Raw genomic sequence first — 13,306 nt, forward strand, 5'->3', positions numbered from 1 at the left:
AGGGTTTGGGTGTTTTCGTAGTTCATCGGCCTATGCGGGCAACAGTGAACCAAAGCCTATCAGGCTACCATGAAATCTATTATGCAGGAGGTCTAATTATCACCAGATAAACAGATGGTAAAACTAAATTTAACGAAGCAAAACCTTTGCAAAATTACCAAGTCGAGGGATGCTACTTTTTCGCGAATAGCTGATGGCTGAAAACGCTAAAATCCAAAGACAAAGAAAGCGAGAAGCAGCGATTCTTCTACCGATCTTCTAGCCAGGTCTCAATCCCTTCTGCCAAAGTCTCAGCCAGAACTTGCTGAGACTCTTCATCAGTAATCCACTCAAACTCTTCTGGATTGATCATAAAACCTAGCTCCAGCAGTACTGAAGGGGCGACAGCAGGCCGGGTCAGCGCCAGATTATTCCAGTACACCCCGTACGACTCGCGCCCTAACTTTTCGACCAAATAGTTGTGTAAGAAAGCGGCCAAATCGTGAGCCTGTGGATGATACCAAAACGTACCCACGCCCATCGTGCCGAGCGCATCACCGGCATCAGGCAGAGCGTTATAGTGAAGGCTTAGAGCCAGGGTCGGCTCGATCTGATCGATTACTGCCACCCGATCAGCCGGATAGAGATCATCATCGCCTTCGCGGGTCATCACTACCGTTGCACCACGAGCTTCTAACTGGTCGCGCAGCAGTTTAGACACGATCAAGGTCACATCTTTTTCGGGATAGCCAGTAGGTCCACGCGAGCCGAAATCTTGATCGCTGCCGTGACCCGGATCGAGCAAAATGGTAGTGCCGCTCAGTCCATTGTTGGGGGGCGCATGGCGCAGTGATAAAACTAGGGTAGATCCCTCTTCGTAGCGCAGCTTGTAGCCCCACTGCTGAGACTCTTTAAAGTGAAACGTATACTCAGTGCTGTCGGGAAGCACCGGGTTAAAGTCCATCCGCTCCACTACCGGATCGTTGGAGAAATAGATGGTATCTGTTTGAGGCGTGGTGTTGTGCAGCGTCAGGGTAAGCGACTGGCTATCTTGACGAATAGAGACTGGCACCGGCGTTTGCAGGGGAAATATCACCTCGGTCCAGTCAGATGTTTGCCGGGCGCTAATGCCACGAATGATGCTGCGCGGCGGTACTGAGGCGCTGCTGACTTGGGTTTCACTGGCTTTTATCCAGCCGTCGTAGTCTAGTCGCAGCCATTCTCCATCTCGTCCGGTAATAGCAGCGCGGGTGCCCCTGGGCAAAGGCGTGATGCGAGAGTAGTTTGTGCTCGGGCCAGTACGGGCAACACCGGCATCGGCGGTGACTTCAGCAACTTGAAAATCTGTCGGCGATAAAATGCTTATCTGCCCGGACGCGGTGGCAGTGACAGTTTGCCCTTGAGCGCTGAGCGTAAAGCGAGGATTGCCCAGACTGCCGGGTTCGGTGGTCGTAAGACAGCCTGCATACTCAGTCGCGCTTAAAATGACGGGCGCGGTTTGGGCGGTAAGGACTGAGGAGTTGGGCGGCAGGTCTACGCTAGTTTGGGGCGTGAGCGCAATATTTTGGGAGCCTAGCGTAGCTGAGACTTGAGCATTGGGCGGAGCGATCGCACTCAAACAAACCAGCTCACCCGGCATTCGCGCGATATCTGCAGCAGGCAGCAGTGTTCCTTCTGCAAACCCCACCCCGTCTGGCATCGGCGGCTCATTCGAGACCCGATTAATCACCAGCGTCAAGCTGTCATCTCCCTGCGTCAGGGTGAATGTGTTTTCGCCTGGCTGGAGCGGTAATGTCGGTGCAAAGTGACCATCGCTACTGCGGTTGGCAATTGGTTGACCGTTGATGGTCACTGGCTCATTTGGATCAGCAGTGCCAATGAAGAAAATGCTGTCAGCCACCGTCTCGTGGGTTGGGGGCGGATAGGCGACAAATAGTTCGGTAGAGGGGTCTGCCATGGCGGGTAAGTGAAGCGCGATCGCACCCATCGCTCCGCCCAATATGCCTAATGTGCTTCGGCCCCAGATCACGCTCATGCAGTCACTCCTCACAATCGATCTATCGAAACAGCGCTTCGATCTTCCGATCTAGTATTCCAGGTGTCTGTATTATTTGCCTAGCCAGCTAGCCAGTTTAGAACGCCTGCCGCATTCGATTCAGCTAAAAAACTGACTGACCTGGCATCTAAACCCTGGTAAAAGTGAGGAGCTGAGCAGATCTTCTGCTGTGAGGGTCGTTGCTAACACTAGCTGCGCATTTTCACGGCGATAGACTTCTATCTGCTTCGAGAATCTATCTACGATCCAATATTCTCGGGCACCCCGTACTGAGTAGAGTTTGAGCTTCGCTTCGCGGTCTCGGCTGATATTTTGGCTGCCCGATGACAGTACCTCGACCAGCAGTTCTGGCACTCCAGTCAGATGTCCGGCTTCATCTTCTATCACGGCCAACCTTTCCTTTGTCACCCAAACCACGTCAGGAATCACGTTATCAGCATCCGATAGAATGACGCCTGGCGAAAGAATTGGCTCTCCTAGCCCGGATTGCTCCGACCAAGCATCTAAGGCACTAAATATTTTGCCAGCTATTCGTTGATGTCTGCGGTGGGGCGACCTTGTCACGAACAGCTCTCCATCGATAATTTCATAAGTTATCCACTCGTTTTGAGGCATCACCTCAAGATCACGAGTTGTCCACCGAACACCTGCTGCTGATTGACTGACCATATGCTTCAGTTCCCGGTCATAGAGCGAGTCGCTAATGACTCAATATAGCGCAGGCCATCTCTACAGACGTTCTATCAACATCACCGTTCACGCCGAAAGCCAGCCATCCGCAATCTATGACTTGTGGCACAATTGATGGGTTAATCTGCGTCCGTGCAGCAGTGGGTAGAGAGCGATAGAAGACCATGACAAAGTTCGTATTTGTAACGGGCGGTGTAGTTTCGAGTATTGGTAAAGGCATTGTGGCCGCCAGTTTAGGACGGCTGCTAAAGTCTCGCGACTACTCAGTTTCTATCCTGAAGCTCGATCCCTATATCAACGTAGACCCAGGAACGATGAGCCCCTTTCAGCACGGAGAAGTCTTTGTCACTGAAGATGGCGCTGAGACCGATCTAGATCTGGGTCACTATGAGCGTTTTACTGACACCTCTATGTCACGGCTCAACAGCGTCACGACCGGGGCAATCTATCAGGCCGTTATTAACAAAGAGCGGCGCGGCGACTATGAAGGCGGCACGGTGCAGGTGATTCCGCATGTGACCGACGAGATTAAGTCACGCATTCACCGGGTGGCTCGCAACCGTAACCCTGACGTGGTAATTGTCGAAATTGGCGGCACCGTCGGCGATATTGAGTCGCTGCCCTTTATGGAGGCGATTCGTCAGTTTCGTCAGGACGTGGGCCGTCATGACGTGATTTACATGCATGTGACGCTGATCCCGTGGATTCCGGCAGCTCACGAACTCAAGACTAAGCCGACGCAGCACTCGGTGAAGGAACTGCGCTCGATTGGTATTCAGCCTGATATTTTGGTGTGTCGTAGCGAAAAGCCCTTGCAGGAGGATATGCGCCAGAAGATTTCAAACTTCTGCAACGTGCCGCTTCAGTGTGTGATCCCCGCTCAAGACGCGCCCAGCATTTACGAAGTGCCCCTCTATATGGAAAAAGAGGGATTGGCAGAGCAAAGTCTGGCGCTGCTGGATTTGGAGCAGCGATCGCCCAACCTCACCCAATGGTCTAATCTGGTCGAACGGCTGTACAGTCCTGACAAATCTTTAGAGATTGCCATTGTCGGTAAGTATGTGCAGCTCAATGATGCTTACCTATCGGTGACCGAAGCCCTCAGTCACGCCGGTACCAGCTTTAATACCGACGTAAAAATTCGCTGGGTAGACTCTGAAGAAATAGAACGAGACGGGCCGGATAAATATCTTCAGGGGGTAGCCGGGATCGTCGTACCCGGCGGCTTCGGCTCCAGGGGAATTCACGGCAAGATCAACACTGTGGAATACGCCCGCGAGCGGAATGTGCCCTTCTTAGGTCTGTGTCTGGGGATGCAGTGTTTGGTTCTGGAATGGGCTCAGCACATAGCCAAACTCTCTAAAGCTGACAGCTCAGAATTTGACGCAGAAGCAGAAAACCAGGTAATCAGCCTGATGCCAGAGCAAGAAGACGTGGTGGACTTGGGCGGCACCATGCGACTGGGCCTATATCCCTGCCGCATAGAGCCAGGTACTTTGGCCAGCCAGCTCTATCGAAAGGAAGTCATTTACGAGCGCCATCGCCACCGCTACGAATTTAACAATGCCTACCGCAACCTGTTTTTAGAGACAGGATTCATGGTTAGCGGCACCTCTCCCGACGGTCGCTTAGTAGAAATTGTCGAACTGCCCAGCCATCCGTTTTTTATCGCCTGTCAGTTTCACCCGGAGTTTCAGTCTCGGCCTAACACGCCACATCCCATGTTCCTCGGTTTGATCGAAGCGGCTTTGAACGGAAAAGTGCCCATTGGGAGGGCACCGGCTAAAAGCGGCGTGACAGTTCTCCTTGCTGATTAGTCAATCACCTGTGCGCCGTGGCCTCGGGGATCGGCTTTAGGTTGGGCGTTGACTGGATTAGTCGCGGTATCTACTTCTGAAGTTCTACCGCTGATTTGGGCGTGGGGCAGGGGCTGATCTTTAATCAGGGCATCCAGGTTTTCAGCCAAAATTGCCCGAGGCAGTTCGCCAATGGCGGCCCCTTTCTCCAGGCTGTCAGCGGCTAAAAATTCAAAGTGAGGAATGCCATCGACCCGGTAGTTGAGCATTTCTGGCAGCCATTGGGTGTTGTCTACGTTAAGCATGACGAAGTTTACCCGACCGGCGTAGCTGTCTTTGAGCTGTTGGATATCAGGAGCCATTGCCTGACAGCTGGTACACCAGTTGGCATAAAACTCAATCATGGTGGGTTTGCTGTTGGCCATAGCGACCTCTATTGGCACGGCGGCTTCTGCCATCTCAGAGAGTGACGCTGCTGGCGAACGAGTCTGTAAGCCTAAAATAACCGCTACGCTGAGAACCGCTGCGATCGCTACCACCACCAAATTTCTGACCCGCTTGGCCATTTCCGAAGTTTCAACTGACATGTTGCTGCATAGTGTGCTGATAGGTAAACCGTTGCCCCTATCATCTTATCTTGCCTGATGGAGCGGTGCCGGCTCTGAGGCGCTCTGAAAATGATTCTGCCGGGCTAAATTAGAGCGATAGGATTAGAGCGATAAACTATAGAGATGACTGCCTGTTCTCCGCATCCCATTTCGCCCGAGGCACTCCGAGGCACTCCGAGGCATTATGAAAAAGCGACTGACGCTGACATTTCCCAAACGCACGATTCACATGCCGATTACCTATCGGCTGGCGAAAGATTTCAACGTGGCTGCCAATATCTTTCGGGCTCACGTCGCGCCTGATCAGGTAGGCAAGCTGCTGGTTGAGCTGTCAGGCGATATCGACCAGCTCGATGAGGCGATTGACTGGCTGCGCGCTAACCAGATTGAAGTGTCGCTGGTCAATCGAGAGATTGTCATTGATCAAGATAGCTGTGTTCACTGCGGGCTTTGCACTGGCGTATGTCCGACTGAGTCTTTGCAGCTAGATGCGCAGACCCACAAGCTGACATTTACGCGATCGCGCTGCATCATGTGCGAGCAATGCTTGCCAAGCTGCCCGGTTCAGGCCATTTCTACCAATCTGTAGGGCAATGAAAAAGTATCCCTGGCTCTCTACTGTGCTGCTGCTACTGGCTAACACTGCCTTTGGCTTTTTTTTGCAAGAGCGCCAAAGCTCAGAGGCAGTTTGGGCGATCTCCATTGCCTATATCGCCCTAGAGTGCAGCGTTCTCAGCATTGCCTGGCGACCGACTCGCGATTTCATCCTATTGGGGTTTCAGTCTGATGTCGGCTACTCTCTAATGGCCTTGGTAATCGCATCTGGGGCTGTTGTGATTGTGGTCTGGGTGAAAATTTCTGGCTATTTCTTAGTGATCCTAGCAGCGTCTCTGCTGCTGCGGATTGATCTACTCACCCGCAGAGCAGGCTTACTGCTGTCTTTTCTCACCCTGTTTACTATTTCTTTAATTGGTATTGGGATTAGCTTGCTTTTAGGGCCCGGTAGCCTACCTTCACTGACAGACTTTAGAGCAGTCTTCACGCCCTAAGGCTCGCGGGTAACAGTGATAACCGTTTCGGTGACCTGCTCAAACGTATCGTCGTGGCTGATTACAAACAGCTGTTTGAATGATTTAATGCGGGCGATCGCCTCCGCCAGGCTAGAGCGCCGAGTGCTATCCATATTGGTTGTGGGCTCGTCAAAAAAGGCAATGTCAATATCGGCCAAGACTTTGAGCAGCGCTAGCCGCACCGCTAGTGCCGCGCACATTTGTTCGCCTCCTGAGAGATTGATAAACCGGCGGCTGTGAGCGCCCTCTTGCACAGTGATTTCGTAGTCTGCGCTCCAGGTGAGAGCCACATTCGCCCGGCCTAGCAGCTCTCGAAAGAGCCGATCAGCCTCCCTCGAAATATTATGTACATAGCGCTCGGTGATGCGAGGGCCAGCGGCTTTGTATACTTTGCGGGCGTAGTTGACAAAGCGTTTGATGCGATCGCGCTGTTTGAGTTCTGCTTGGGCCTGGTCGCGCTTTTGGGCAGTGGCGCTGAGATTGTCAATTTGGCCGGTGAGTTCGGCCAATCGCTGACGCTGCTGAGGCAGGCGACCGCGCAGCTGGTCGGCTTGAGAGTTGATCTCAGCATATTGCCGGTCTATGGCGGTAAAGGCTTCTGGGTCAAAGGTCGCTGTGAGCGCGGTTATCTGACTGTCGAGTTCCGCTTTTTGGGCCTGTAGCTGAGTGAGGGTCACGGTTGCTTGCTCATTTTCTTCTGTGAGGGGCAGCACCTGCTGAGCGGCCTGCTGGTTTTGCAAATACAGCAGATATCCCGCCTGATGGGTTTGCTTGAGCTGCTGCTGTTCTTGCAGTTGGGCATCGAGTTGGTCAAACGCCTTCATCTGCTCAGCGATCGCTGCTGCCTGCTGAATGGTTTCAGCCCGGCTTGCAGTTAGAGCCTGGTATTGAGATTGTACCGCTGAGCACTGCTGTATGTTCTTTTGCAGCAAAAGCTGTCTGCCTTTCGGATTGTTTAACTGCTTGAGCTGAGTCTCTGTCTGGGCGATCGCTGCTGTCGTCTCTGCCTCTGCGGCTAGCTGCTGATTAAGACTGCCGAGATCGCGCTGAAGCTGCTGCCGCTGGCTGTCAAGCTGACTGCTTTTGGCTTGCTGAGAGCCTAAGCCCATCCGTTCTGCCTGGTAGCCGTAGGCCCGCTGCAGCTGATTTTGCAAGTCTCGTCGCTGCTGCTTGAGCTGATCTTTGTCGGTTTGGTTGGCCAGATCGCTCAGAATGCTGTGAATACCGGCTAGCGTTTTCTGAGAGAGGGTTTTACCGCTGGCGAGGGCCGTTTTAATCGGGGCGATCGCCTCGTCGCTGAGCGTTGCCCGACTGGCCCATGTTTCTATTTCAGACAGAGCCGTGGCTACCTGCTGACGGTATTCCATTTGCTGAGCGTGACCTGTCTCGGCCAGCGCTTTTAGCTCACGCTCAAACTGCTGAGCCGCTTCCAGACGACTGAGCTGCTCTTGCACGCGGTGTTGCTGCTGCTCCCACTGCGGAATCTGTTGAGTAGCGGGCTGAAGCACTTCTAGCCGACTGAGTTCAGCCTCTATCTGTTTTATTTCCTGACCGACACTTTCCAGTTGCGCCGTCAGGCTCCGCTGCTGAAAACGCAGATTAGCAAAGGTTTGAGCCTGCTCCTGCAAACTAGCCCGCTGAGCTTCTAGCTGGGTTTGAATGGCAACATCTGCCGCTGTGCCAGTGAGTTCTGCCTCTATAGCAGCAAACTGTTCTAGCTGAGCTTCTAACCGAGATAGGTCGGCCTGGCTCCGGGTAAGCAACTGCTGACTCTGTTGCTGCTGCTGCAAGACCTGCTGCCGGTGACGGGTCGATTCATTCAGTTGGGCAATTTGTTTTTCTGCGGTGAGCACGCGCTCATGAGCTGGCTGCTGAGCCTGGCAGATAGCGACAGCTCGCTGGGCGCTAGCTAGAGATTGCTCAATGCGTTTTTGAGTTTGCTGTTGGGCTGTGATTTGGCTGCTCAGGGGCTGCTGCTGGCTGCGAGCGTTTTGAACCTGCTCAGCCTGAGCTATTAGCCTCTGGCGCTGCTGGGCAATTTGCTGGCTCTGAGTTTCCAGGCTGAGCAGCTGCTTTTCACCTAGCTCTAGCTCTAGCTGTAGCTGCTGCTGACGAGTCTGCAGTTGCTCCCAGCTCTGTAGCGATTCTTCGTACTGCTCTATCAGGTCTTTGAGCCGCTGCACCTGAGCCTCGGCGTACTTTCTTAAGCTGCTGCTTTGCCGATAGGTCTCCCGGTACTCTTCTACCTTAAGGATGGTGTCAAAAATCGGCTTGCGTTTTTCGGTTGGCAGTAAAAAGTCAGCAGTAAACGTGCCCTGAGGAATGCCAATGGTGTTAGCAAACAGCTGCGCCAGGTCTGTTCCTGGGACGACGCCTAAATGCTGCCTGAGCCAGGGCAGCACTTCGTCTTTGGTGCGGGTATAGGGCAGGCGCTCGTTGAGCTGAGGGTCAAACAGGGTGTATCCCTGGCTGGTAGAGCGCTGCACTTCATAGGTGCGGCTGTCGCGGCTAGAGATAAAGGACACCCGCGCTTGAGCACTCTGACTGCCGTTGCGAATGAGATCTTCTTTTCTGTAGCTGCCCTGATAGTTGAAAAGAACCCAGGCGATCGCCTCTAAAATACTGGTCTTACCTGCGCCATTTTCACCGCAGATGGCGTTAGTGCCCAGCTCAAAGACAAATTGCCTATCTTTGTGGGTCTTGAAGTTAGTGAGCGTAACAGAGAGAATCTGCATTTTAGAGCCGTCTGCACTGCAATAGCTGGGTCGTCATGGGCACTACTCCTTAGCCAGTAGTTTATACAACTGTACTATACGCATCAGATTGGGCAACGCCCGGCAACCGTTGACCTTCGCCGAAGGCCAGAGAAAATAGCAATATCTCTGAACAGCCTAATCACGGACACCTACCGTCACTACTGACGATGGCGCGGCCGATGGCTGAAGAGACATGGGCGCTACCATGCCCTTAGGCTGAATCCACCAAACTTCCACAAGCTTATCAGGATCGGTTGGTGAAGCCCATTTACCTGCTGGCATCATCACATAGTCATCGTCAGAGAGTACTGCTGAAAACGGGGTGGCATCCTCTACCTCTAAGTCAGGTGCTGCTACACCTTTTTGCCATAGGCCAGATCCCGATGGCGCGTCAGCATCCGCGCTCGCCGCTGCATCAAAATTTTCTATGCTGGCAGCTTCGATTGTAGTAGAGCTAGACAGATCGGCATCTTCCCCTTCGGCTGTTGCTGACAATGGCTGTGGGACAGGCGGCAAGACAAAGCGGCTAAAGGCAGAAGTAGCCATGCCGATCCCTAGCGCCGCCGGAATCAGCAGGCCAGTACGCAACCGTAGGCGATTTCGGGCCTTGCGACTAGCGTGAATGAAGTCTTGAGCCGAGCTCGATAGCTGATCTCTGTGTAGCTGTAAAAAGGCTAAGCTCTCCTGCAACTGAGTGCCGCCCAGCAAATATCCGCTGCCGGTAGGGCGGTGTCGCTGTTCCCAGGCTTGAGCGCTGATCTCCAGTTGGCGCTGCTGGCGGGTCATGCTCCGCGATTCTGCTAGCCAGGTACGCAGCAAAGGCCAATCTTGCACTAAAGACTCGTGTATGACGTCTACGGTTTGAGGAGAGTTCAATACAGGCTGGGTCGTAGCAGAGACGTTCTTGAGAAACCAGGTCGTCAGTGGGGAAGCTGGGTCGCGCTGGGTTTGCCAGGCGGCATTGGGTATCTCAATACCTTGCTCGCAGCAGCCGTAAGTGGCGATCGCCGCTTGAGAGAGCGTCACCAATCGCTCTGCTGCCAGCTTATTGAGCGTGCGATCAATCAGTTCAGCCGGAAAGCTTTCATTGATAAGTTCGCTTCTAAAGACGCGCCGCCGTCTGTCTGTCTGCCCCTCACCCAGTTCACACAGCCCCAAAAAAATCCGTCGGGCGGCCCGCTGCATGTCTTCGCTCAGTCTTTCGTAAACTGCCGTGGCTCGGCGCGTAATCACGTTTCTAACACCGCCCAACCCTATATAGGCGTCCATCGTTAGCCGAGGCGGGGTGTTCTCCTCCCCGATTTCCCGCCGCCGCCATAGCTCTAGCAGTGTCTCCTGAATCAGCGGCAGCTCACCTGGCGCGCCGTTCGTATCTATCGCCAGGGTATAGAGCATAGTGGGATCAAGCTCAAGGCCCATTTTCTCAGCAGGCTTTTGTACGACCGCTTTAATCTGGTCGTAGGTCATCGGGTTGACTAGCACTGCATTTTGCTCTACCAGAGTTTTGAGCGCTGTGTAGGGAAGGAGGTGCTGCATTGCATCAGCTCGTAAACCAATCACGATGCCCAGAGGCGTACCGGGTTCTTCAAGGGCTTCGGTCAGGCAGCGGATGAAAAGCTCACGCTCGGCGATCGCCGTCTCATCCGCAGTATGGGTAAATAGCTCTTCAAATTGATCGATGATTAGCCAGAGCTTAAACGTAGTTGGAATAGAGGTTTGCCCCGGTTTGAGTAGCGCTGCTCTGACCAGCTGAGCTAGGCCACTGCCGCCATCTTGCAGCAGCAGCTCCGCCTGTCGCATTTGTCCGGCCCGCTGAATATTGTCGGCATTAGCAGAGACAAAAGCTGCCGCTAGTGCTTTGATTGGCTGCTGTGTGGGCGTCAGCAGCTGTAGAGACCAGCTGTCGCTACCAGCAATAGAACTGCCCCGGCGCAACTGATGCATCAGGCCAGCACACAGCAATGAAGTCTTACCACTGCTCGAAGCACCGACCAGCGCACAAAAGTTGTTTTTGTCGACTTTCCTGAGCAGTTGAGCGGTCAGTTCTTCCCGGCCAAAAAAGTAATCGGCATGGGTCTCATCAAAGGGCGAAAGCCCTCGATAAGGGCAGAACCCAAAAGAGAGCTTTTTAAGGTGAGCAAACGGCTTGACTGGCCCTCTAGAGAAGGCTGCCTTTAAGCCAGTAACATGGGTAAGCACAATTTCGCCCCCAGAGCTTTCGAATAGGGGCTGCTGAATTTCGCCCCGAAGCTGCTGACTGACATGCTCGCTCAGGCTGTAATTGCTAACTTTGCCGCTAGCTTGGTCGTAGGGGTTGAGCCCAGAGAGCAACGCTTGGGTAAAAATGCTGTGCTCACTGCCTAAAGATTCGTAGGCTGATTCGTACTCTCTAGAAGCCGCCATCAGTAGACAGTCAGTTCCGGCTCTGGCCCCTGGGTCAGCGTCGCTAAAGGTGAACAGTTCACCGCTGTGGCAGCAGTCTAAGATAACGATGAGCTGGCGCACAGGGCTCTGCTGTAAGAGTCGCCGCAGCCAAAAAAGGGAAATACCAAAGTTTCCGTGACTTGGGTCAGCATCGCTAGTGGCCAGGTAGCCCTCTTGAATCCCGGCGTCGCGCTGCAGACCGTGACCTGAAAAGTAAAACAGGGCAGTCGTCGGTATGTTTTTACCCTTTGGTTTCAAGAGCTGAATCAGAGCGGTCTCCAGTGCCTGAGTCGTCACGCCCCGACGGCGGCCCACCGAAGCCTTGCCGTCTTTAATCACCTCTGGTAGCCGATGCACTCGGAACTCACCCTGGGTCTGTAGGCAGTCAGCAATGGCAGCCGCATCAGAGGCTGGCGCATTGAGTACTGGCAATGACTGGTACTGATTAACACCAACAACTAGCGCATCCCGTGACATGAGCAAAACACCCCTTGGAAAAATTAGCTTGTGCCGCCCGGGCGTGCCGTAGCGCTACTCGGAGTGATGAAATAACTGACTGAATGACTGAGCCAGTCGGCTGAAGATGATCGTTATGCAGCTTTCTCTGAAGCAAATGATCTTTAGCCTTAGTTATCTGATCTCAAAACAAATCAGTGCTGACTGAATCAATCAGAAGATGATTGAAGCCTATCCTGCTCTGTACTCCTATATTGAAGATAGACATTTTTGTTGAGAAACAATCAGCACAAAAACGACTCTTGTTTTCACTGCATCAAGAAAGATTTGTATAGACGTACCGCAGCAAATCTCCAGAAAAATACTGGCACAGATGAGATAGCAACAACTGGCCTTGATTGGCGCTAAGTGTTAACCCGATATGAGCGTGAGTCACAGAAGCTCAACCTGTCTTGTCTACGAGTGAATTTACTCATTTGATGTCAGCTCTGCAGTAACTTATCAAAAACCGTCTTTGTTTTCTAAGCAAAATGGCTTACTTTTAGACTGGGTAGAGAGATCGGTATAAAAAACGAATAAAACGCTGTAAGGCATGAGAAGACTCGGTTAATACTCGTAGCCAATCAAGCCTGGTTGTTGAATTCTTTCGAAAACTTTTACGGTAAAGGTTAAATCAAAACAAACAAAACATGTTTCTAAAATCCACTTATTTTACTGGTTTGGAAAGCGTGATTGATGGGCTTTTCTGTTACAGAAAGCGGCAAACTGTATTTAAATGAGTAAATTTCTAATTTATGTAGATAGCTTTATCTACTGCGATCGCTGCTTGAAAACGCCCTTTCTACTACTGTCTAAAGGGGGTGAACGCATGTGACTTTCAGAGGGCAGTTAAGACAAGCTTTTTATCTGTATGAGGAAATGCTGAACGGGTGCATAAACAGGATCTTCTACCCCCTTCTCTGGGTAGACAAAGCTAATGGTGAATCTGCCAATAGCACCTATATACCCGCTTTAGAAAAGGATTACGTGCAGTGAATACGATGTGGACAACTAATCAAGAACTGAAGATTAGTCCGCCCTGTTGGGAAAGTGCGCTGTTCTTTTTAGAGACGTTTACTGATGTGGAGGCTGAGTTTGGAATTATTGATCTGATAGCGACTGGCATGTTTGACCTAGCTCACCCTGAGACGGCTGAGCAGCTAGATATGAAAAAGGCGCTGCGCGCTATTCGCCAGAAATCATCTATTGCCAGGGATATCGTGCAGTGGATTGCTGAAAACAAAGACTTGCTAGAAGACTATCCTCCGCATCTGCGGGATAGCTAAGTGCCGATACTAAATGTCAATGCCAGGTGCAAGACTTGCGACCTGACAATAGACCTCCTGCATAATAGATTTCATGGTAGCCTGATAGGCTTTGGTTCACTGTTGCCCGCATAGGCCGATGAACTACGAAAACACCCAAACCCTCA

General features: G+C 52.4%; 9 protein-coding genes. 4 read left to right on the forward strand and 5 right to left on the reverse strand.

The genetic code is table 11. The features are described 5' to 3' along the window. Window positions 1–247: 247 nt before the first annotated feature. Window positions 248–2,014 (reverse strand): N-acetylmuramoyl-L-alanine amidase, encoded by a 1,767-nt coding sequence (locus tag CKL79_RS20655; RefSeq protein WP_121971438.1) that lies wholly within the window; start codon window positions 2,012–2,014, stop codon window positions 248–250. A gap of 120 nt (window positions 2,015–2,134) precedes the next feature. Beyond that, entirely contained in the window at window positions 2,135–2,704 is a 570-nt protein-coding gene (locus CKL79_RS20660; protein ID WP_121971439.1) for a Uma2 family endonuclease, read from the reverse strand. Window positions 2,705–2,889: 185 nt separating this feature from the next. Between CKL79_RS20660 and CKL79_RS20665 the strand changes: the two genes are divergently transcribed. Next, window positions 2,890–4,542: a CTP synthase gene (locus CKL79_RS20665; protein ID WP_121971440.1), complete on the forward strand. Its 1,653-nt coding sequence runs from the start codon at window positions 2,890–2,892 to the stop codon at window positions 4,540–4,542. On the opposite strand, the gene CKL79_RS20670 is transcribed toward CKL79_RS20665, so the two are convergent. Further along, complete coding sequence (locus tag CKL79_RS20670; RefSeq protein WP_121971441.1) at window positions 4,539–5,108, reverse strand: thioredoxin family protein; 570 nt, start codon at window positions 5,106–5,108, stop codon at window positions 4,539–4,541. The two genes, CKL79_RS20665 and CKL79_RS20670, sit on opposite strands and share 4 nt — an antisense overlap. Window positions 5,109–5,313: 205 nt before the next feature. Here CKL79_RS20670 and CKL79_RS20675 point away from each other — a divergent pair, with 205 nt between their 5' ends. Both CKL79_RS20675 and CKL79_RS20680 read left to right on the forward strand, forming a co-directional pair. After that, window positions 5,314–5,718, forward strand: coding sequence for an NIL domain-containing protein (locus tag CKL79_RS20675; RefSeq protein ID WP_121971442.1), 405 nt, complete (start codon window positions 5,314–5,316; stop codon window positions 5,716–5,718). Window positions 5,719–5,722: 4 nt separating this feature from the next. Beyond that, the gene (locus CKL79_RS20680) at window positions 5,723–6,178 is read left to right on the forward strand and encodes a hypothetical protein (protein WP_121971443.1); all 456 of its coding nucleotides are present in this window, start codon (window positions 5,723–5,725) and stop codon (window positions 6,176–6,178) included. Here the strand turns inward: CKL79_RS20680 and CKL79_RS20685 are convergent. Together CKL79_RS20685 and CKL79_RS20690 are read right to left on the reverse strand one after the other, a co-directional pair. Then, entirely contained in the window at window positions 6,175–8,934 is a 2,760-nt protein-coding gene (locus CKL79_RS20685) for an SMC family ATPase (RefSeq protein ID WP_121971444.1), read from the reverse strand. The two genes, CKL79_RS20680 and CKL79_RS20685, sit on opposite strands and share 4 nt — an antisense overlap. A gap of 156 nt (window positions 8,935–9,090) precedes the next feature. Then, window positions 9,091–11,856, reverse strand: a complete 2,766-nt coding sequence (locus tag CKL79_RS20690; RefSeq protein ID WP_121971445.1) for a caspase family protein — start codon at window positions 11,854–11,856, stop codon at window positions 9,091–9,093. A 1,019-nt stretch (window positions 11,857–12,875) separates the two neighbouring features. Between CKL79_RS20690 and CKL79_RS20695 the strand changes: the two genes are divergently transcribed. Next, window positions 12,876–13,160, forward strand: a complete 285-nt coding sequence (locus CKL79_RS20695) for a hypothetical protein (RefSeq protein WP_121971446.1) — start codon at window positions 12,876–12,878, stop codon at window positions 13,158–13,160. The last annotated feature ends 146 nt before the right edge of the window (window positions 13,161–13,306 follow it).

This window comes from Leptolyngbya sp. BC1307 (genome assembly GCF_002286735.1).
In the GTDB taxonomy this organism is placed as follows: Bacteria; Cyanobacteriota; Cyanobacteriia; order Phormidesmidales; family Phormidesmidaceae; genus Phormidesmis.

Coding starts and splice junctions, on each gene's coding strand:
- CKL79_RS20655 (WP_121971438.1), bottom strand. CDS start 2,014: ATGAGCGTGATCTGGGGCCGAAGCACATTAGGCATATTGGGCGGAGCG.
- CKL79_RS20660 (WP_121971439.1), bottom strand. CDS start 2,704: ATGGTCAGTCAATCAGCAGCAGGTGTTCGGTGGACAACTCGTGATCTT.
- CKL79_RS20665 (WP_121971440.1), top strand. CDS start 2,890: ATGACAAAGTTCGTATTTGTAACGGGCGGTGTAGTTTCGAGTATTGGT.
- CKL79_RS20670 (WP_121971441.1), bottom strand. CDS start 5,108: ATGTCAGTTGAAACTTCGGAAATGGCCAAGCGGGTCAGAAATTTGGTG.
- CKL79_RS20675 (WP_121971442.1), top strand. CDS start 5,314: ATGAAAAAGCGACTGACGCTGACATTTCCCAAACGCACGATTCACATG.
- CKL79_RS20680 (WP_121971443.1), top strand. CDS start 5,723: ATGAAAAAGTATCCCTGGCTCTCTACTGTGCTGCTGCTACTGGCTAAC.
- CKL79_RS20685 (WP_121971444.1), bottom strand. CDS start 8,934: ATGCAGATTCTCTCTGTTACGCTCACTAACTTCAAGACCCACAAAGAT.
- CKL79_RS20690 (WP_121971445.1), bottom strand. CDS start 11,856: ATGTCACGGGATGCGCTAGTTGTTGGTGTTAATCAGTACCAGTCATTG.
- CKL79_RS20695 (WP_121971446.1), top strand. CDS start 12,876: ATGTGGACAACTAATCAAGAACTGAAGATTAGTCCGCCCTGTTGGGAA.